The sequence below is a fragment of the Oceanimonas pelagia genome, assembly GCF_030849025.1.
GTDB lineage: Bacteria > Pseudomonadota > Gammaproteobacteria > Enterobacterales > Aeromonadaceae > Oceanimonas > Oceanimonas pelagia.
Genome location: NZ_CP118224.1, coordinates 3,573,133 through 3,592,406, shown reverse-complemented (window position 1 = coordinate 3,592,406; position 19,274 = coordinate 3,573,133). Strand labels below are relative to the sequence as shown.

At 56.1% G+C, this 19,274-nt stretch carries 32 protein-coding genes; all 32 read right to left on the bottom strand.

Annotated features, from left to right (window positions below; genetic code table 11):
* Positions 1-532: 532 nt before the first annotated feature.
* A complete protein-coding gene (rplQ, locus tag PU634_RS17210) occupies positions 533-925 on the bottom strand; it encodes a 50S ribosomal protein L17 (RefSeq protein ID WP_014290658.1) in 393 nt (130 codons plus the stop codon).
* A gap of 44 nt (positions 926-969) precedes the next feature.
* A complete protein-coding gene (locus PU634_RS17205; protein WP_306762047.1) occupies positions 970-1,959 on the bottom strand; it encodes a DNA-directed RNA polymerase subunit alpha in 990 nt (329 codons plus the stop codon).
* A 24-nt stretch (positions 1,960-1,983) separates the two neighbouring features.
* Positions 1,984-2,604, bottom strand: coding sequence for a 30S ribosomal protein S4 (rpsD, locus tag PU634_RS17200; protein WP_306762046.1), 621 nt, complete (start codon positions 2,602-2,604; stop codon positions 1,984-1,986).
* Between the two features lie 30 nt (positions 2,605-2,634).
* Positions 2,635-3,027: a 30S ribosomal protein S11 gene (gene rpsK / locus PU634_RS17195; RefSeq protein ID WP_014290661.1), complete on the bottom strand. Its 393-nt coding sequence runs from the start codon at positions 3,025-3,027 to the stop codon at positions 2,635-2,637.
* Between the two features lie 14 nt (positions 3,028-3,041).
* Entirely contained in the window at positions 3,042-3,398 is a 357-nt protein-coding gene (gene rpsM, locus PU634_RS17190) for a 30S ribosomal protein S13 (RefSeq protein ID WP_014290662.1), read from the bottom strand.
* Between the two features lie 147 nt (positions 3,399-3,545).
* Complete coding sequence (gene rpmJ / locus PU634_RS17185; protein ID WP_014290663.1) at positions 3,546-3,662, bottom strand: 50S ribosomal protein L36; 117 nt, start codon at positions 3,660-3,662, stop codon at positions 3,546-3,548.
* A 26-nt stretch (positions 3,663-3,688) separates the two neighbouring features.
* The gene (gene secY / locus PU634_RS17180; protein WP_306080239.1) at positions 3,689-5,020 is read right to left on the bottom strand and encodes a preprotein translocase subunit SecY; all 1,332 of its coding nucleotides are present in this window, start codon (positions 5,018-5,020) and stop codon (positions 3,689-3,691) included.
* An 8-nt stretch (positions 5,021-5,028) separates the two neighbouring features.
* On the bottom strand, positions 5,029-5,463 hold the full coding sequence (gene rplO / locus PU634_RS17175) for a 50S ribosomal protein L15 (RefSeq protein WP_306762045.1): 435 nt from the start codon (positions 5,461-5,463) through the stop codon (positions 5,029-5,031).
* 4 nt (positions 5,464-5,467) lie between these two features.
* Positions 5,468-5,650, bottom strand: coding sequence for a 50S ribosomal protein L30 (gene rpmD / locus PU634_RS17170; protein WP_014290666.1), 183 nt, complete (start codon positions 5,648-5,650; stop codon positions 5,468-5,470).
* Positions 5,651-5,656: 6 nt separating this feature from the next.
* Positions 5,657-6,157: a 30S ribosomal protein S5 gene (rpsE, locus tag PU634_RS17165; protein WP_094278375.1), complete on the bottom strand. Its 501-nt coding sequence runs from the start codon at positions 6,155-6,157 to the stop codon at positions 5,657-5,659.
* 14 nt (positions 6,158-6,171) lie between these two features.
* Positions 6,172-6,525: a 50S ribosomal protein L18 gene (rplR, locus tag PU634_RS17160; RefSeq protein WP_014290668.1), complete on the bottom strand. Its 354-nt coding sequence runs from the start codon at positions 6,523-6,525 to the stop codon at positions 6,172-6,174.
* A 9-nt stretch (positions 6,526-6,534) separates the two neighbouring features.
* Positions 6,535-7,068, bottom strand: a complete 534-nt coding sequence (gene rplF, locus PU634_RS17155) for a 50S ribosomal protein L6 (RefSeq protein ID WP_306762044.1) — start codon at positions 7,066-7,068, stop codon at positions 6,535-6,537.
* Between the two features lie 9 nt (positions 7,069-7,077).
* The gene (gene rpsH, locus PU634_RS17150; protein WP_306762043.1) at positions 7,078-7,470 is read right to left on the bottom strand and encodes a 30S ribosomal protein S8; all 393 of its coding nucleotides are present in this window, start codon (positions 7,468-7,470) and stop codon (positions 7,078-7,080) included.
* A 22-nt stretch (positions 7,471-7,492) separates the two neighbouring features.
* Positions 7,493-7,798, bottom strand: coding sequence for a 30S ribosomal protein S14 (gene rpsN / locus PU634_RS17145; RefSeq protein WP_306762042.1), 306 nt, complete (start codon positions 7,796-7,798; stop codon positions 7,493-7,495).
* 11 nt (positions 7,799-7,809) lie between these two features.
* A complete protein-coding gene (gene rplE / locus PU634_RS17140) occupies positions 7,810-8,349 on the bottom strand; it encodes a 50S ribosomal protein L5 (RefSeq protein WP_094201097.1) in 540 nt (179 codons plus the stop codon).
* Between the two features lie 13 nt (positions 8,350-8,362).
* Positions 8,363-8,680: a 50S ribosomal protein L24 gene (gene rplX, locus PU634_RS17135; RefSeq protein WP_306762041.1), complete on the bottom strand. Its 318-nt coding sequence runs from the start codon at positions 8,678-8,680 to the stop codon at positions 8,363-8,365.
* Positions 8,681-8,690: 10 nt separating this feature from the next.
* Positions 8,691-9,059 carry a 50S ribosomal protein L14 gene (gene rplN, locus PU634_RS17130; protein WP_014290674.1) on the bottom strand — a complete coding sequence of 123 codons (369 nt, stop codon included), beginning with the start codon at positions 9,057-9,059 and terminating at the stop codon, positions 8,691-8,693.
* Between the two features lie 160 nt (positions 9,060-9,219).
* Complete coding sequence (gene rpsQ / locus PU634_RS17125) at positions 9,220-9,480, bottom strand: 30S ribosomal protein S17 (RefSeq protein ID WP_019935859.1); 261 nt, start codon at positions 9,478-9,480, stop codon at positions 9,220-9,222.
* A 1-nt stretch (position 9,481) separates the two neighbouring features.
* On the bottom strand, positions 9,482-9,673 hold the full coding sequence (gene rpmC, locus PU634_RS17120; RefSeq protein ID WP_306762040.1) for a 50S ribosomal protein L29: 192 nt from the start codon (positions 9,671-9,673) through the stop codon (positions 9,482-9,484).
* A complete protein-coding gene (gene rplP / locus PU634_RS17115) occupies positions 9,673-10,086 on the bottom strand; it encodes a 50S ribosomal protein L16 (protein ID WP_306762039.1) in 414 nt (137 codons plus the stop codon). The genes rpmC and rplP overlap by 1 nt, the downstream gene beginning before the upstream one ends.
* Before the next feature lie 12 nt (positions 10,087-10,098).
* Entirely contained in the window at positions 10,099-10,794 is a 696-nt protein-coding gene (rpsC, locus tag PU634_RS17110) for a 30S ribosomal protein S3 (RefSeq protein ID WP_014290678.1), read from the bottom strand.
* Between the two features lie 18 nt (positions 10,795-10,812).
* Positions 10,813-11,145 (bottom strand): 50S ribosomal protein L22, encoded by a 333-nt coding sequence (rplV, locus tag PU634_RS17105; RefSeq protein ID WP_014290679.1) that lies wholly within the window; start codon positions 11,143-11,145, stop codon positions 10,813-10,815.
* 10 nt (positions 11,146-11,155) lie between these two features.
* The gene (rpsS, locus tag PU634_RS17100) at positions 11,156-11,434 is read right to left on the bottom strand and encodes a 30S ribosomal protein S19 (protein WP_014290680.1); all 279 of its coding nucleotides are present in this window, start codon (positions 11,432-11,434) and stop codon (positions 11,156-11,158) included.
* Positions 11,435-11,455: 21 nt separating this feature from the next.
* Complete coding sequence (gene rplB, locus PU634_RS17095) at positions 11,456-12,280, bottom strand: 50S ribosomal protein L2 (protein ID WP_107853017.1); 825 nt, start codon at positions 12,278-12,280, stop codon at positions 11,456-11,458.
* A gap of 17 nt (positions 12,281-12,297) precedes the next feature.
* Positions 12,298-12,600, bottom strand: a complete 303-nt coding sequence (gene rplW, locus PU634_RS17090) for a 50S ribosomal protein L23 (RefSeq protein WP_306762038.1) — start codon at positions 12,598-12,600, stop codon at positions 12,298-12,300.
* Entirely contained in the window at positions 12,597-13,202 is a 606-nt protein-coding gene (gene rplD / locus PU634_RS17085) for a 50S ribosomal protein L4 (protein ID WP_306762037.1), read from the bottom strand. Before rplD ends, rplW begins: the two co-directional genes overlap by 4 nt.
* Before the next feature lie 17 nt (positions 13,203-13,219).
* A complete protein-coding gene (gene rplC / locus PU634_RS17080) occupies positions 13,220-13,858 on the bottom strand; it encodes a 50S ribosomal protein L3 (RefSeq protein WP_306762036.1) in 639 nt (212 codons plus the stop codon).
* Positions 13,859-13,879: 21 nt separating this feature from the next.
* Entirely contained in the window at positions 13,880-14,191 is a 312-nt protein-coding gene (gene rpsJ / locus PU634_RS17075; RefSeq protein ID WP_014290685.1) for a 30S ribosomal protein S10, read from the bottom strand.
* Positions 14,192-14,567: 376 nt separating this feature from the next.
* Complete coding sequence (gene argH, locus PU634_RS17070; RefSeq protein WP_306762035.1) at positions 14,568-15,950, bottom strand: argininosuccinate lyase; 1,383 nt, start codon at positions 15,948-15,950, stop codon at positions 14,568-14,570.
* Between the two features lie 395 nt (positions 15,951-16,345).
* On the bottom strand, positions 16,346-17,557 hold the full coding sequence (locus PU634_RS17065) for an argininosuccinate synthase (protein ID WP_306762034.1): 1,212 nt from the start codon (positions 17,555-17,557) through the stop codon (positions 16,346-16,348).
* Between the two features lie 6 nt (positions 17,558-17,563).
* Positions 17,564-18,472, bottom strand: a complete 909-nt coding sequence (locus PU634_RS17060; protein ID WP_306762033.1) for an ornithine carbamoyltransferase — start codon at positions 18,470-18,472, stop codon at positions 17,564-17,566.
* Positions 18,473-18,482: 10 nt separating this feature from the next.
* Positions 18,483-19,268, bottom strand: a complete 786-nt coding sequence (argB, locus tag PU634_RS17055) for an acetylglutamate kinase (protein WP_306762032.1) — start codon at positions 19,266-19,268, stop codon at positions 18,483-18,485.
* Positions 19,269-19,274 lie beyond the last annotated feature (6 nt).

The following is a 19,274-nucleotide window of genomic DNA, read 5'->3' as shown; positions in this document are numbered from 1 at the left end:
ACAAAAACATGACCTTTAGCACCAAATGCTTATTAACCCAGCAATACCACAGCTTACCCACAAACTTACCCCCAACAATACCGGTGACAGGCCTTACGTAGTGCATCTCTCACTCACGAGAAAAACCAGGCTCCCTCCCCTGCAGACTGATGTTTTCTATATTTATCCAGCACCACTGCCATGTATGAGAAAGAGGAAACGCTAAACGACGGAATGTCTGCCAGTACCAGGGAGACGACCAAGACCACCGAAGGCTGCATGCCATGAACTCGACCCCTGATATAACAGAAGAACAAGTGAAGTAGTGAAGTAGTGAAGTAGTGAAGTAGTGAAGTAGTGAAGTAGTGAAGTAGTGAAGTAGTGAAGTAGTGAAGTAGTGAAGTAGTGAAGTAGTGAAGTAGTGAAGTAGTGAAGTAGTGAAGTAGTGAAGTAGTGAAGTCAGAATGACAGAGGCGTTGGGCAGGTCAAGGAGAGGGAAAACAATAGCAGTAAGCAAATAAAGAAAAAGCCGGGCGAACCCGGCTTTTATTGCTTACTCTTCAGAAGCAGCTGCTTCTTGCGCTTCAACGTCGCGACCTACCAGCTCAATGTAAGCCATAGGGGCGTTGTCGCCAGCGCGGAAACCGCACTTCAGGATGCGGGTGTAACCACCCGGACGCTCCTGATAGCGGGGTCCCAGTTCGTTGAACAGTTTGCCAACTACTTCGCTGTCGCGAGTGCGGGCAAATGCCAGGCGACGGTTAGCAACGCTGTCGCTCTTGGCCAGTGTGATCAGAGGTTCAACCACACGACGCAGCTCTTTTGCCTTGGGCAGAGTCGTCTTGATAACTTCATGACGAACCAAGGAGCTGGCCATGTTGCGGAACATGGCCTGACGGTGGCTGCTGTTCCGGTTCAGTTGACGACCACTCTTACGATGGCGCATGACCTAATCCTTCCTAACTAAATCGGTAAAACCCGTGATCCGGTTTATTCATCAGCGATGCTGGCAGGCGGCCAGTTCTCCAGGCGCATGCCCAGAGACAAACCACGAGACGCCAACACGTCTTTAATCTCGGTAAGAGATTTTTTACCCAGGTTCGGAGTCTTCAGCAGCTCCACCTCGGTACGCTGTACCAGATCACCAATGTAATGGATCGCTTCTGCCTTCAGACAGTTCGCAGAACGAACTGTCAGTTCCAGATCGTCGACAGGACGCAGCAGGATAGGATCGAACTCAGGCTTGTCTTCCTTCTCTTCCGGCTCGCTGACGTCACGCAGATCCACGAAGGCTTCCAGCTGCTCGGCCATGATGGTGGCCGCACGGCGGATGGCTTCTTCCGGATCCAGGGTGCCGTTGGTCTCCATGTCGATAACCAGCTTGTCCAGATCGGTACGCTGTTCAACACGGGCCGCCTCTACATTGTAGGCGATACGAACCACGGGGCTGTAAGCCGCATCCAGCAGCAGGCGGCCAATCGGACGCTCGTCGTCTTCGCTGTGAGCGCGGGCGGCGGCGGGTACATAGCCACGGCCACGCTGCACTTTCAGACGCATGCTGATGTCGGCGTCGTCCCCGGTCAGATGACAGATGACGTGCTCTGGGTTAACGATCTCGACGTCATCACCGTGGGTGATGTCGCCTGCAGTTACGGGACCTGCACCAGTTTTGGTCAGTGACAGGGTAACCTCGTCCTTGCCTTCCAGCTTGATGGCAACCTCTTTGAGGTTGAGCAGGATTTCCAGAATATCTTCCTGGACACCTTCCTTGCTGCTGTACTCGTGCAGCACACCGTCGAGTTCAACTTCGGTGATGGCACAGCCCGGCATGGAAGAAAGCAGAATACGACGCAGCGCATTACCCAATGTATGACCAAAGCCACGCTCCAGCGGCTCGAGAGTCACTTTGGCATGAGTCTGGCTGATCTGTTCAATATCAACCAGACGCGGCTTAAGAAAATCTGTTACAGAACCCTGCATTGTGTCCTCTCTTAGAAGCTAGCTTTACTTGGAGTAAAGCTCGACGATCAGCTGTTCGTTAATCTCGGCAGACAGGTCGCTACGCTCAGGCAGGCGCTTGTAGGTGCCTTGCATGTTGGTAGCGTCAACTTCTACCCAAGTCGGCTTTTCACGTTGACCGGACAGCTCCAGGGAAGCTTTGATCCGGGCTTGCTTCTTGGCCTTCTCGCGAACGCTGACTACGTCTTCGGGAGAAACTTGGAAGGAAGGAATGTTAACAACCTGACCGTTTACCATGATGGCCTTGTGGCTCACCAGCTGACGAGCTTCGGCGCGGGTGGCACCAAAGCCCATGCGGTATACGACGTTGTCCAGACGACCTTCCAGCAGCTGCAGCAGGTTCTCACCAGTGTTGCCTTTCAGGCGCGCAGCTTCTTTGTAGTAGTTGCGGAACTGCTTTTCCAGCACGCCGTAGATACGACGAACTTTTTGCTTTTCACGCAGCTGTACACCGTAGTCGGACAGACGGGGCTTGCGAGCGCCGTGCTGACCGGGTGCGGTATCAATTTTACACTTTGAATCGATCGCGCGAACACCTGACTTCAGGAAGAGGTCAGTGCCCTCGCGACGGCTCAGTTTGAGCTTGGGACCCAGATATCTTGCCATGTTCTTTCTCCAACTATCCTACAAGAAGCGTTATACGCGGCGCTTCTTGGGAGGACGACAACCGTTGTGCGGGATGGGAGTCACATCGGTGATGTTGGTGATGCGGAAACCCGCAGCATTCAACGCACGGATGGATGACTCGCGGCCCGGACCCGGACCTTTAACCATTACTTCCAGGTTCTTGACGCCGTATTCCTTGGCAATTTCACCGGCACGCTCGGCAGCAACCTGGGCTGCGAACGGGGTGGACTTGCGGGAACCACGGAAACCTGAACCACCGGCAGTTGCCCAAGACAGAGCATTACCCTGACGGTCGGTGATGGTTACGATGGTGTTGTTGAAAGAAGCATGAACGTGGGCGATACCATCGCTCACCTGCTTTTTGACGCGCTTGCGAGCGCTACGAGCCGGAGTTTTAGCCATGATCTACCTTCCCGTTATTTCTTGATCGGTTTACGAGGACCTTTGCGCGTACGAGCATTGGTCTTGGTGCGCTGACCGCGAACGGGGAGGCTGCGACGATGACGCAGGCCACGGTAACAACCCAGGTCCATCAGACGCTTGATGTTCATGGAAACTTCGCGACGCAGATCACCTTCAACGGTGAACTTGGCCACTTGCTCACGCAGAGATTCTACCTGAGCTTCATCCAATTCTTTGATTTTCACATTCTCGGCGATACCGGCTGCGGCGCAGATGGCCTTGGAGCGGGTACGACCGACGCCATAAATAGCGGTCAAAGCGATGACGGCATGTTTATGGTCAGGAATGTTAATGCCAGCGATACGGGCCACTATGCACTCCTACATATTAACGAATAAAAAGCCATTACAAAGCCCGTCGAGGATACGTAATGGCTGAACTTTTCACCTAACGAAGGTGGCTGGCTACTTTAGCCAGCCTGCCTTCAGTTTTCAAGCTAAACCGTAACTTTTTTAGCCTTAACCCTGACGCTGCTTGTGCTTGGGGTCAGAGGTGCAGATCACGCGAATCACGCCGTGACGCTTGATGATCTTGCAGTTACGGCAAATAGCCTTAACGGAAGCACGGACTTTCATTGCTTAACTCCGTAAATAACCGAACCTTAACGGTTGTAGCCCTTCAGGTTCGCTTTTCTCAGGACATCGCCATACTGATGAGACATCATGTGGGTTTGCACCTGAGCCATGAAATCCATGATGACGACCACAATAATTAACAGCGAGGTTCCGCCAAAGTAAAACTGGACGTTCCAGGCTGTCATCAGGAACTGTGGAACCAGACAGATAAAGGTAATGTACAGGGCTCCGACCAGGGTCAGGCGAGTCATTACTTTATCAATGTAGCGCGCTGTCTGTTCACCCGGGCGAATCCCCGGAATGAAGGCACCGCTCTTCTTCAGGTTGTCTGCCGTCTCGCGCGGATTGAACACCAGCGCGGTATAGAAGAAACAGAAGAAGATGATGGCAGCGGCATACAACATTACATACAGCGGCTGGCCGGGTTGCAGCGTGAGCGAGAGCTCCTGCAGCAGGTTGGCAAACCACCCTTCACCCTGACCGAACCAGGAGGCCACGGTACCCGGGAAAAGAATAATGCTGGATGCAAAAATCGCTGGAATAACCCCCGCCATGTTCACTTTCAGGGGCAGGTGTGTACTCTGTGCCGCGAATACCTGACGGCCCTGTTGACGTTTGGCGTAGTTCACCACAATGCGGCGCTGGCCACGTTCAACAAAGACCACAAAGTAAGTCACAGCAAACACGATCACGGCCAGCAGCAACAGCAACAGAATGTGCAATTCCCCCTGACGCGCCTGCTCTGCCGTGGCACCGATGGCCGAAGGCAGGCCGGCAACAATACCCGTGAAAATAATCAACGAGATACCATTACCAATGCCTCGTTCGGTAATCTGCTCACCCAGCCACATGAGAAACATGGTGCCGGTGACCAGACTCACCACTGCCGTAAAGTAGAAGGCGAGCCCGGGGTTGATCACCAGGCCCGGCATCATGTTCGGCAGACCGGTGGCAATACCGATGGCCTGAATGGTGCCCAGAACCAGCGTGCCATAGCGGGTGTACTGACTGATTTTGCGGCGACCCGCCTCACCTTCCTTCTTGAGCTCGGCCAAGGGAGGGTGAACCACAGTCAGCAGCTGAATGATAATGGACGCAGAAATATACGGCATTATCCCCAGCGCCAGTATGGACGCTCGTTCCAGGGCGCCACCACTGAACATGTTGAACATTTCAATGATGGTACCCTGTTGTTGCTGGAACAAGTCGGCAAGTACGGCGGCGTCAATACCAGGAATAGGCACGTAGGAGCCGGCGCGGAACACGATGATCGCGATCAGAACGAAAAGCAGACGGCTTTTCAGTTCACTCAGCCCGCCCTGTGCGTTTTTAGCTTCTAATCCTGGTTTCTTGGCCATAGTACTTATTATTCCTCGATTTTACCGCCGGCGGCTTCGATGGCAGCGCGGGCACCTTTGGTGACACCCAGGCCGACCACAGTCACTTGACGGTCAATGGTACCGGACAGTACAACCTTGGCAAACTGGATGTTTTTGGTAACAACACCAGCCTGCTTCAGGGTGTTCAGATCCACCACGTCGCCTTCAACTTTCGCCAGTTCGCTCAGACGGACTTCGGCGCTGACCAGGGCCTTGCGCGAAGTAAAACCAAACTTCGGCAGACGCTGTTTCAGCGGCATCTGACCGCCTTCAAAACCGTTACGAACCTTGCCACCGGAACGGGACTTCTGACCCTTGTGGCCGCGGCCGCCGGTCTTGCCCAGACCGGAACCGATACCACGGCCTACGCGCTTGGCGGCAGGCTTGGAGCCGGCGGCAGGAGACAGAGTATTCAAACGCATGCGATTACTCCTCTACCTTAACCATGTAGTAAACCTGGTTGATCATACCGCGTACACAAGCTGTGTCTTCCAGCTCTACGGTGTGACCAATGCGACGCAGACCGAGGCCACGCAGCGTTGCCTTGTGCTTAGGCAGACGGCCGATGGAGCTGCGGGTCTGAGTAACTTTTACAGTCTTGTTAGCCATGGCGCATTACCCCAGAATTTCGTCAACGCTCAGACCACGCTTGGCAGCGACTTGCTCGGGCGACTTCATATGAGCCAGAGCGTCGATGGTAGCGCGAACGACGTTGTTCGGGTTGGTGGAACCGTAGGTCTTGGCCAGCACGTTGTGCACGCCGGCTACTTCCAGAACGGCGCGCATGGCACCACCGGCGATGATACCGGTACCTTCGGAAGCGGGCTGCATGTACACGTTGGAGCCGGAGTGACGACCCTTGACCGGGTGGAACAGGGTGCCGTTGTTCAGGCCAACGGTACGCATGTTGCGACGAGCCTGTTCCATCGCCTTTTGAATGGCGGCGGGTACTTCACGGGCCTTGCCGTAACCAAAACCAACGCGACCGTTACCGTCACCTACCACTGTCAGTGCAGTGAAGGAGAAGATGCGACCACCTTTTACAACTTTTGATACACGGTTTACTGCAATGAGCTTTTCTTGCAGTTCACCGGCTTGAGCTTCGATTTTTGCCATTTTCGACTCCACCCTTAGAACTGAAGACCAGCTTCACGGGCAGCAGCAGCCAGGGCGGCTACACGACCGTGATATTGGAAACCGGAACGGTCAAAAGCGACCTCTTTAACACCTTTCTCGAGCGCGCGCTCAGCGATGATTTTACCGATCAGCGCGGCGGCATCGATGTTACCGGTGTATTTCACCTGTTCACGAACAGACTTCTCGACGGTAGACGCGGAAGCCAGAACAGCGGTGCTGTTCGGTGCAATAACCTGGGCATAGATGTGGCGCGGAGTACGGTGAACCACCAGGCGAGTCGCACCCAGTTCCAGCATCTTTTTGCGTGCTTTGGTAGCACGACGGATACGAGCTGCTTTTTTGTCCATAGTGTTACCTTACTTCTTCTTAGCCTCTTTGCTGCGAACCTGCTCGCCAAAGTAGCGAACACCCTTGCCCTTGTAGGGCTCCGGCTTGCGGTACGCACGAATGTTGGCAGCAACCTGACCAATCAGCTGTTTGTCGGCAGACTTGAGAACGATCTCGGTCTGGGAAGGACATTCAGCGGATACGCCTTCAGGCAGCGCATGCTCAACCGGATGAGAGAAACCCAGAGACAGGGCAATAGCATTGCCTTTCATCTGAGCACGATAACCCACACCAACCAGCTGCAGCTTGCGTTCGAAGCCTTGGGTAACACCGATAACCATGTTGTTGACCAGCGCACGGGCAGTACCTGCCTGAGCGTTGGCGCCGTCCACGTTTTCACGGGGGGCAAAGGTCAACTGGTTGTCGTTCTGGCTGATTTCAACGGCGGCATTGATGGTACGCTTGAGAGTACCGTTGCCACCCTTGATGGTAATTTCCTGACCGTTCAACGCCACTTCTACGCCGGCAGGAATTTCGATAGGTGCCTTAGCAACGCGAGACATATCTACTCCTTAAGCAACGTAGCAGATGATCTCACCACCCATACCGGCTTTACGCGCGGCACGGTCGGTCATCACACCTTGAGACGTGGAAACGATGGCCACACCCATGCCGGCCATAACCTTCGGCAGCTCGTCGCGCTTCTTGTAGATGCGCAGACCGGGGCGGCTAACGCGCTGCAGCAGTTCTACCACGGGGGCGCCCTGGAAATACTTCAGAGTAACTTCCAGTTCGGCCTTGGTGTCACCGGATACAGCGTAGTCAGTGATGTAACCTTCTTCTTTCAGGACCTTGGCAATCGCTACCTTGACCTTGGAGGAAGGCATGGAGACAGCAACTTTGTTGGCTGCCTGACCGTTGCGGATGCGGGTCAGCATATCCGCGATCGGATCTTGCATGCTCATTGTGTATTACTCCCGTGTTCGCTTACCAAGAAGCCTTCTTCAGGCCCGGAATTTCACCCTTCATCATCAGTTCGCGCACCTTGATGCGGCTCAGACCGAACTTCCGCAGGAAACCGTGCGGACGACCGGTGATGTTGCAGCGGTTACGCTGACGAGAGGGGCTTGCGTCACGGGGCAGTTGCTGCAGCTTGAGCACTGCATCCCAACGGTCTTCTTCAGAAGTCTTGACGTCGGAAATGATGTCTTTCAGTGCCTGACGCTTGGTTGCATATTTGGCAACCAGCTTTGCGCGCTTGACTTCGCGAGCTTTCATTGATTGTTTTGCCATAACCCTACACCTTACTTACGGAATGGGAAGTCAAAGGCAGCCAGCAGAGCACGACCTTCTTCGTCTGACTGGGCAGTGGTAGTGATGGTGATATCCAGACCACGTACACGATCTACCTTGTCATAATCGATTTCAGGGAAGATGATTTGCTCACGCACGCCCATGGAGTAGTTACCACGACCATCGAACGACTTAGGGTTCAGGCCGCGGAAGTCACGGATCCGGGGGATAGAGATGCAAATCAGACGCTCCAGGAACTCCCACATACGCTCGCCGCGCAGAGTTACTTTACAACCAATGGGGTAGCCTTCACGGATTTTGAAGCCAGCAACGGATTTACGAGCTTTGGTGACCAGCGGCTTTTGACCGGAAATGGCGGCCAGATCGGCAGCGGCATTGTCCAGGATCTTTTTATCAGCCAGGGCTTCACCCACACCCATGTTCAGGGTGATTTTCTCAATCCGAGGGACTTGCATGATAGACTTGTACCCGAACTGGCTCTTCAGTTCATTTACTACAGTTTCGTTGTAGTAATCATGCAGTTTCGCCATCGTATTACTCCAATTACTTCACAAGTTCGCCGGTGGATTTGAAGAAACGGACTTTCTTGCCGTCTTCAATCCGGAAACCTACGCGGTCAGCCTTGCCGGAGGCAGAGTTGAACAGCGCTACGTTAGAAACGTCAATCGGTGCTTCCTGGTCGATGATGCCACCAGCCTGACCCAGTTGGGGCACGGGCTTCTGGTGCTTCTTGACCATGTTGATACCAGAGACGATAACCTTACCTTCCTCGGTCAGGACCTTGGTGACGGTGCCACGCTTGCCCTTGTCCTTGCCGGTAAGAATGATGACTTCGTCATCGCGACGGATTTTTGCTGCCATCGTTGACTCCTTACAGTACTTCCGGTGCCAGTGAAACAATCTTCATGAACTTCTCAGAACGAAGCTCACGAGTCACCGGGCCAAAAATACGAGTACCGATCGGCTGGTGATTGTTGTTAAGAATCACGGCCGCATTACGGTCGAAACGGATGACAGAGCCGTCCGGACGACGAACGCCTTTACGGGTGCGAACGACCACCGCGTTCATTACATCACCTTTTTTAACCTTACCGCGCGGAATTGCTTCCTTAACGGTAACCTTGATGATGTCGCCGATGCCGGCGTAACGGCGGTGCGAACCACCCAGGACCTTAATACACATTACGCTGCGCGCGCCGGAGTTGTCGGCCACGTCCAGCATACTTTGCATTTGGATCATGTTAGTGCTCCGCTAAAATTACTACGTTAAAACCCCTTTCAGGGCATGTTGGCTGCCAAAGAAGGCGCGGCATTATAGCACTGCCAAATGTGAAAGGGTAGCGTAAAAAACAAACGGCCCATCGCTGGGCCGTTTGACCTGAGTATTATATCAGAGAACGTTAGGCCTTGACCGGACGCTCGATGATTTTTACCAGGGTCCAGGACTTGGTCTTGGACAGAGGACGGCATTCGCGAATGGTCACGACATCGCCGGCCTTGCACTCGTTGTTCTCGTCATGAACGTGCAGTTTGGTAGTACGCTTGATGTACTTCCCGTAGATCGGGTGTTTCACGAAGCGGTTGATAGCCACAGTGATGGACTTGTCCATCTTGTCGCTGACTACACGGCCCTGCAGAGTACGAATGGTTTGTTCGCTCATCTTAGGCACCTGCCTTTTCATTCAGAACAGTCTTAACACGCGCGATATTGCGACGTACCGTTTTGAGGTTGTGAGTCTGAGCCAGCTGGCCAGTGCTCGCTTGCATGCGCAGGTTGAACTGTTCGCGCAGCAGGCCCAGCAGTTCCTGGTTCAGCTCTTCAACACTCTTTTCACGCAGATCTTGTGCTTTCATCACATCACCGTCCGAGTTACGAAAGTGGTTCTAACGGGCAGTTTGGCAGCAGCCAGGGCGAAGGCTTCGCGAGCCAGCGCTTCCGGTACGCCATCCATTTCGTACAGAACACGACCCGGCTGGATCTGTGCTACCCAGTACTCCACGTTACCCTTACCTTTACCCATACGTACTTCCAGGGGCTTCTCGGTAATCGGCTTGTCCGGGAAGATACGAATCCAGATCTTGCCCTGACGCTTAACGTGACGAGTCATGGCACGACGGGCTGCTTCGATCTGGCGAGCAGTGATACGTCCACGAGTGGTCGCCTTCAGACCAAAGGTACCAAAGGAAACCTGGTTACCTGAGGTCGCCACACCGCGGTTACGGCCTTTGTGGACTTTACGGAATTTCGTACGTTTTGGTTGCAACATATCCGAGTCTCCTTACTTACCGCGGCCTTTGCGCTTGGGCTTGGACGGGGCCTGAGGCTCCTGAGCAACGGCCTGCAGGCCGCCCAGTACCTCACCCTTGAAGATCCAAACCTTCACGCCGATGATGCCGTAAGTGGTAGATGCTTCAGAAGTTGCGTAATCGATGTCGGCACGCAGGGTGTGCAGGGGCACACGACCTTCACGGTACCATTCGGTACGCGCGATTTCAGCGCCGCCCAGACGACCGCTCACTTCTACCTTGATGCCCTTGGCGCCGATGCGCATGGCGTTCTGTACCGCGCGCTTCATGGCACGACGGAACATGACGCGACGCTCCAGCTGGGACGCGATGGAATCGGCAACCAGCTGACCGTCGAGCTCAGGCTTACGCACTTCGGAAATGTTGATCTGAGCAGGTACGCCAGCCAGTTTGGCGACGTGCTTGCGCAGTTTTTCAACGTCTTCGCCTTTCTTGCCGATCACCACGCCAGGACGAGCGGTGTGAATGGTCACACGGATGCTCTTGGCCGGACGCTCGATCACGACGCGAGAAACGGAGGCGTTCTTCAGTTCCTTGTTGAGGAACTGACGTACCTGAAAATCGCTGTGCAGGTTGTCAGCGAAGTCCTTGGTATTCGCAAACCAGGTCGAATTAAAAGGCTTGGTGATACCTAAGCGAATACCATTCGGGTGTACTTTCTGGCCCATTGCTTATCTCCTAGCCTCTTAGCGGTCGGACACAACCACAGTAATGTGGCTGGTACGCTTCATGATACGGTCCGCGCGGCCCTTGGCACGAGGACGAATACGCTTCATGGTGGGACCTTCGTCAACGAAGATCTTGGTCACCTTCAGCTCATCGATATCCGCACCTTCGTTGTGCTCGGCATTAGCAATGGCAGATTCCAGTACCTTCTTGACCAGAACGGCAGCCTTCTTGGGGCTGAACGCCAGGACATTCAGTGCCTTGTCTACGGACAAGCCGCGAACTTGATCGGCTACCAGGCGCGCCTTCTGGGCAGAAGTACGAGCAAAGCGGTGTTTAGCTATAGCTTCCATCTTTTACCCCTTAACGCTTCTTGGCCTTCTTATCAGCGACATGGCCGCGATAAGTACGAGTCGGTGCAAATTCACCCAGCTTGTGACCGATCATTTCATCGGAAACGTAGACAGGTACGTGCTGACGACCATTATGGACAGCGATGGTCAAACCGATCATGTTCGGAATGATCATTGAACGACGGGACCAGGTTTTAATTGGCTTTTTATCCCCGCTTTCCACCGCTTTCTCTACCTTCTTCAGCAAGTGCAGGTCGATAAACGGACCTTTCTTGAGAGAACGTGGCATGGTGATACCTCTAAAAAACTATTACTTGTTACGGTGACGTACCACGAACTTGTCGGTACGCTTGTTTTTACGGGTCTTGGCGCCCTTGGTCGGTTTACCCCAGGGGGTAACCGGGTGACGGCCACCAGAGGTACGACCTTCACCACCACCGTGCGGGTGGTCTACCGGGTTCATCGCCACACCACGTACGGTCGGGCGAACACCACGCCAGCGCTGTGCACCGGCTTTACCCAGCTGACGCAGCATGTGCTCAGCGTTGCCCACTTCACCCAGGGTGGCGCGGCACTCGGCCAGCACCTTGCGCACTTCGCCGGAACGCAGACGCAGGGTCACGTAGTTACCTTCGCGAGCCAGGATCTGGGCGTAAGTACCGGCAGAACGGGCGATCTGCGCGCCTTTGCCAGGCTTCATTTCAATCGCGTGAACGGTGGAGCCCACGGGAATGTTGCGCATCGGCAGGCAGTTGCCGGCCTTGATCGGAGCAGCGTCACCGGACAGCAGCTGGTCGCCGGCCTGAACGCCTTTCGGGGCCAGGATGTAGCGACGCTCGCCGTCTGCGTACAGCACCAGAGCGATGTTGGCAGAACGGTTCGGATCATACTCAAGACGCTCAACCTTGGCCGGAATACCGTCCTTGTTGCGCTTGAAGTCGATGATACGGTAGTGCTGCTTGTGACCACCACCGATGTGACGGGTGGTGATACGGCCAGCGTTGTTACGACCACCAGACTTGGACTTTTTGTCCAGCAGGGCGGCGAACGGCTTGCCTTTGTACAGTTCCGGGTTGCTGATCTTGACTACATGACGGCGACCCGGAGAAGTAGGCTTACATTTTACGATTGCCATTTTGAATTACTCCTCTCTTACTCGGCACCGCCGATGAAGTCGATGTCCTGACCTTCTTTCAGGGTCACGTAGGCCTTTTTCCAGTCGGAACGCTGGCCAACACGCATGCCGGTGCGCTTGGTTTTACCCTTCACGACCAGAGTGCGAACATCTTTTACTTCAACTTCGAACAGCTTCTCGACCGCGGCTTTTACTTCAGCCTTGGTAGCATCCTTGGCAACCTTGAACACGATGGTGTTGGTCTTTTCGGCAACCATGGTGCTTTTTTCAGAGATATGCGGCGCCTTCAGAACTTTCAGAATACGCTCTTCACGGATCATGCCAGCATCTCCTCGATTTGCTTAACTGCGTCGGCAGTTACCAGTACCTTGTCGAACGCGATCAGAGAAACCGGATCGATACCGGCCACGTCACGCACGTCAACCTTGTACAGGTTGCGAGCGGCCAGGAACAGGTTCTCGTCCACTTCGGAAGTGATGATCAGAACGTCGTTCAGATCCCACTGCTTCAGCTTGGCAACCAGTTCTTTGGTCTTCGGCGCTTCCACACCGAACTTCTCTACCACGATCAGACGCTCTTGACGTACCAGCTCAGAGAGGATGCTCTTGATGGCACCACGGTACATCTTCTTGTTGACCTTCTGGCTGTGATCCTGCGGCTTGGCCGCGAAGGTCACACCACCGGAACGCCAAATCGGAGAGCGGATGGTACCGGCACGGGCCCGGCCGGTGCCCTTCTGGCGCCACGGCTTCTTGCCGCCGCCGGACACTTCGGAACGGGTCTTCTGAGCACGAGTACCTTGACGAGCACCGGCGGCATAGGCCACAACAACCTGATGCACCAGAGCTTCGTTGAACTCACGCCCGAAGGTAGTTTCGGAAACTTCAAGAGCGCCTTGCGCGTCTTTCATTACCAATTCCATTACTATCTCCTCAGACGTTACGCTTTAACGGCAGGTTTAACGATGACGTTGCCGTTAGTCGCACCCGGGACTGCACCTTTGATGAGCAGCAGGTTACGATCAACATCAACGCGAACCACTTCCAGGTTCTGAGTGGTTACCCGCTCAGCGCCCAGGTGACCGGCCATCTTCTTGCCCTTGAACACGCGGCCCGGAGTCTGGTTCTGACCGATAGAACCCGGAGCGCGGTGAGACAGAGAGTTGCCGTGAGTCATGTCCTGAGTACGGAAGTTCCAGCGCTTAACGGCACCAGCGAAACCCTTACCCTTGGAAGTACCGGTAACGTCTACTTTCTTGACATCAGCAAAGATGTCGACTTTCAGCTCGGCACCCACTTCGATGCTGTCGCCTTCGCCTTCACCCAGGCGGAATTCCCACAGACCGCGACCCGCTTCCACACCGGCCTTGGCGAAATGGCCAGCTTCCGGCTTGGTGATGCGGTTAGCTTTCTTGGTGCCAGCGGTCACCTGAATGGCTGCGTAGCCATCCTTTTCCAGTGTTTTCACCTGGGTAACACGGTTGGCATCTACTTCGATAACGGTGACCGGGATGGACACGCCGTCTTCGGTGAAGACACGGGTCATACCCAGCTTACGACCTACTAGACCGATTGCCATTGATAAAACCTCTTTCCGTTATTAGCCCAGGCTGATCTGGACGTCGACGCCAGCAGCCAGATCCAGACGCATCAGCGCATCGACAGTTTTGTCGGTGGGCTCAACGATGTCGACCAGACGCTTGTGAGTACGAATTTCGTACTGGTCACGTGCATCTTTATTCACGTGTGGAGATACCAGTACGGTGTAGCGCTCTTTGCGAGTCGGCAGCGGGATGGGACCGCGAACCTGGGCGCCGGTGCGCTTGGCAGTTTCTACGATCTCCGCAGTAGACTGGTCGATCAGACGGTGATCGAACGCCTTCAGGCGGATACGAATTCTTTGGTTCTGCATTACCAGAGCTCCAATTGGATAAAGAACATAAAATCAGCACCGCCTGCTCTTTCTGCTGAAAGAGGGGGTGTGATTTAACAACGGTGCCCACCATATCGGGGGCCTGTAAAGAGCCAGGAGCTACCTGGCGTGAACCTTTCGGCTCGCCCGGTAAAGTTAACCGAGCGAGCGGCATTATACGGTAATGGCGCCGGCTTGCAAGCCCGCTTTGTTATTTTTTAACCAGCAATAGAGTGAGGGGTGAGGTGTCTGGAGTGAGGAGGCAAGTTCTCGCTCCTACGCTCTACGTGGGAGTGTATATCCGGCTTCAAAGCCCGTATGCGTTCCCACGCAGGAGCGTGGGAACGAGATCCAAGAGAGGAAGTCAGTTACCGGCTTACTGGCGGGCCTTGAGCTGTTGCTCGGCGTTGGTCAGGGCCACTTCCACCTGCTCCGGCGCCACGCCCCCCAGGGCACAACGGCTGGCCAGACTGGACTCCAGGGTCAGGCGCGGATAGACGTCGTCTTCAATCACGTCGCTGAACTGTTTGAAGTCTTCCAGCGGCAGCTCTTCCATCGGCAGCTTCTTGCCGATGGCGTGCACGACGATGGCACCCACTATGTGGTGGGCTTCGCGGAACGGAATGCCCTTGGACACCAGGTAATCGGCCATTTCGGTGGCGTTGGAGTAGCCGCCCTGCGCCGCTTCCCGGGTCTTGTCTTCGTTGACCTTGAGATCGTGCAGCACCATCTCGGCCATCTCCAGGCAGTCGTACCAGGTGTCGAGGGCGTCGAACAGCCCTTCCTTGTCTTCCTGCATGTCCTTGTTGTAGGCCAGCGGCAGCGCCTTCAGGGTCATCATCATGCCGGCGTAGGCGCCGAACACCCGGCCGGTCTTGCCACGGATCAGCTCCAGGGCATCCGGATTTTTCTTCTGGGGCATCAGCGAAGAGCCGGAGGTCACAGCGTCGGACAGCTCCAGGAAACCGGCCTCACCGGAATTGTAGAAGATCAGATCTTCGGCAAAACGGGACAGGTGCATCATGGAGTTGACGGCGCAGTTGATAAGCTCCAGCACGTGATCCCGGTCGGAGACCGAGTCCAGGCTGTTGCGGGTGGGGCCGTCAAAGCCGAGGGACTTGGCCAGCTCATGGCGGTCTACCGGAAAACCGGTGCCGGCCAGGGCGCCGGAGCCCAGCGGGCAGGTGTTCAGGCGGGCGGCGGCGTCCTGCAGACGGCTGTAATCCCGCTCCAGCATTTCCACATAGGCCAGGCACCAGTGGGAGAAAGTCACCGGCTGGGCGCGCTGCAGGTGGGTGTAACCGGGAAGCACGGTGCCCTGCTGCTCCCGGGCCACGGTGACCAGCTGGTTTTGCAGGGCGTCGATTTTTTCCAGCAGCAGCGGCACCTGGGCCTTGCACCACAGCTTGAGATCGGTGGCCACCTGATCATTACGGCTGCGGCCGGTGTGCAGTTTTTTACCCAGATCGCCCACGGCGGCAATCAGCTCCCCTTCCACCCAGGAGTGAATGTCTTCCGCATCGGATTGCAGGATCTGCTCCGGATCGGCCACCACCCTCGCCTTCAGCTCATTCAGCGCCTGTTCCAGCCGCTGCTGCTCCTCGGCGGTGAGCACGCCCACCTTGGCCAGGGCACGGGACCAGGCCACCGAGCCCACAATGTCCTGCTCCGCCAGCCGGTAGTCAAAGCGCAGCGAGTCGTTGAACTGCTTGAAGCGGGTATCCGCGGCCTGAGTAAAACGTCCACCCCAAAGTGCCATAATTCTGTAACTCCTATAAACAAAGCTGGAAGCTGTTAGCTTTAAGCTGGAAGCAGCCCGGGTTGTCGGTGGCTGCTTTCTTCCACCTGCCAGTCCGGCATGGCTTTAAAACCGTGAATATAACGCGGTTTTGCTTAAAGCTGACAGCTTATAGCTGACTCTTGATTACTAATTCTTATCACCTGCCGCCTTTGCACTCTCAACAGGCAGCACACCTTGCTACACGAAGCAGCTGCGGGGATTGCCGAAGCCGACCGTCAAATGCCAGGGAAGGCATTTGCCGAGCGCTACATGGATGTACTCGCCGCGTGCCGGCGGAGTGCAACCCCGCTGTTGCTTCGCACTGCAGGCTTACAGCTCAAAAAAGGGGGCCGAAGCCCCCTTTATATCGGTGTTTACTTCTGCTGGGCCTTGAGTGCCTTGATGCGGCTGGCCAGCGAATACAGACGGATAAAGCCTTCGGCGTGGCTCTGATCGTACACCTCGTCTTCACCGAAGGTGGCGAACTCTTCGGAGTACAGGCTGTTGGGCGACTGCTTCTGAATGGCGGTCACCTGACCCTTGTACATCTTCAGCACCACTTCACCGGACACGTCTTCGGCAATGGCTTCGGCAGAAGCCAGCAGCGCCTTGCACAGCGGAGTGAACCAGCGGCCGTCGTAGACCAGGTGGGAGAACTCGGCACCCACCTTTTCGCGCCAGGCGCGGGTCGGCTTGTCCAGCACCAGCTCCTCAATGGCGCGCAGGGCGGCCATCATCACGGTGCCACCGGGAGTTTCATAGCAACCGCGGGACTTCATGCCCACCAGGCGGTTTTCCACAATATCCACCCGGCCCACGCCGTGCCTGGCGGCGCGCTCGTTCAGGTGGGTCAGCACCTGGTACGGGGTCATGGCGTTGCCGTCCACGGCCACAATGCGGCCCTTTTCCACGGTCAGCGACACGGTCTCGGCCTTGTCGGGCGCCTGCTCGGGCGATACGGTCCAGGTCCAGGCCTGTTCGGACGGCTCGTTCCAGGTGCTTTCCAGCTCGCCACCTTCGGTGGAGATGTGCCAGGCGTTGGCGTCACGGGAATAAATCTTGGTGGCGCTGGCAGTGGTCTTGATGTTGCGCTCAGCCAGATAGTCGAGCAGATCTTCACGGCTGCGCATGTCCCAGATCCGCCACGGGGCGATCACCGCCAGTTGCGGGGCCAGAGCGGCCACGGCGCCTTCAAAACGCACCTGGTCGTTGCCCTTACCGGTACAGCCGTGGGAGATGGCGTCGGCGCCTTCGGCCAGGGCCACTTCCACCATGGCCTTGGCGATCACCGGACGGGCCATGGAGGTGCCCAGCAGGTAGGTGCCTTCGTAGATGGCGCCGGTGGTCAGGGTGGGGTAAACGTAGTCGTTGACGAATTCGTCCTTCAGATCGGCCACGATGCACTTGGAGGCACCGGAGGCGATGGCCTTTTCTTCCACGCCTTCCAGATCTTCCGCGCCCTGGCCCACATCGGCCACAAACGCCACCACTTCACAGCCTTCGTAATTTTCCTTCAGCCACGGAATGATGGCGGAGGTGTCCAGGCCGCCGGAATAGGCCAGCACGATCTTTTTGAATTGGCTCATTAACAATTATCCCTTCATCAATGTCAGCAGCACGGCGTTCTGGGCGTGCATACGGTTTTCGGCTTGGTCGAGGATCAGGGAGGCAGGGCCGTCCATAACCTCGGAAGTAATTTCCCACTCCCTGTGGGCGGGCTGGCAGTGCAGCACCTTTTTGGCTCCGGTTTTGTCGAGCAGGGCCTGGTTGACCTGATACGGCATGTAGATCTCCTTCACCTGCTCCAGCGGCGTATTATCACCCATGGAAACCCAGGTGTCTGTATAGATCACGTCCACGCCCTCAATATCGTCCAGGCTGTCGGTCACCCGAATTTTGGCACCGCTGACGGCGGCCAGGGCCTCGGCTTCCTTCAGAATTTGAGCGTCCACATTGTGGCCGCGGGGGCTCACCGCGGTGACGGTGGTACCCAGAATGGCGCCACCCAGCAACAGCGAGTTGGTGACGTTGTTGCCGTCACCCACATAGGCCAGGTGCACCTTGCTCAGATCATCAAAGTGTTCTGAGATGGTGAGAAAATCCGCCAGCGCCTGGCACGGGTGATAGAGGTTGCACAGAGAGTTGATCACCGGCACGGTGGCGTGTTCGGTCATCTCCACCAGGGTCTGGTGGTCGTACACCCGGGCCACAATGGCGTCGCACCAGCGTGACAGGTTGGCGGCGAAGTCCTGCACGGTTTCGCGCTTGCCCATGGCGCCGTTCTGACTGTCCAGATACACGGCATGACCACCGAGCTTGTTGACGCCGATATCAAAGGTTACCCGGGTGCGCAGCGACGGCTTTTCAAACAGGGTCACCACGCTCTTGCCCTTGAGGGCGTCGGCGTACCTGGCCGGGTTGGCCTTGACGTCTTTGGCCAGCGCCAGGATCTGCTCGATCTGTTCCTTGCTGTAGTCCTTCAGGCTCAGTAAATGCTGCATGGGGCCTTCCTTAGTGAGAAATACGGGTGCCGTGCTCGGACTCGCCGGCCAGCAGCGACAACAACTGCTCCGGATAACGCCAGCTGCCCACGGCCACCGGCTTGCCCAGGGTCTTGGTGGCCTTGAGTGCCGCCTTCACCTTGACCGCCATGCCGTCCTTGATGATGTTCTTGTCCATCAGCTCATTGGCTTCGGCTTCGGTGAGGTGGACAATGCGCTGGCCCTTGCCGTCGAGAATGCCGCTCACGTCGGACAGCATCACCAGCTCGGCTTCCAGAATTTCAGCGATGGCGGTGGCGGCCTGGTCGGCGTTCACGTTCATCAGCTTGCCATCAAAGGTAATGCCGATGGAGCTGACGATGGGCAAAAAGCCGCCGGCCAGCAGGCTGTTCACCAGGGTGGCATCACCGCCTTCAATCTGGCCCACCGCGCCCAGCTCGGGATCCAGCTGGCTGACCCGGCACAGACCGCCGTCGGCCAGGCACAAGCCCACAGACGGAATTTCATGGGCAATGGCCTGGGCCAGCAGCAGCTTGTTGGCGGTGCCGGCCAGGGCGCCGGCGATCACCGGGATCTGCTCAAAGGGAGTCACCCGCAGACCGTTTTTCTTGGTGGAGGTCAGCCCCATGGCCTTGAGCTGGTTGTCCACCAGCACGCCGCCACCGTGCACCAGCACCAGCGGACGGTTGGACTCGTTGACAAAGGCCTTGAGGGTGGAAAACAGCGCTTCCAGCGCCTTGTCGCTTTCCAGCAGGGTGCCACCCAGTTTGACTACCAGCGGTTGTTGCTCAGACATGCGTTG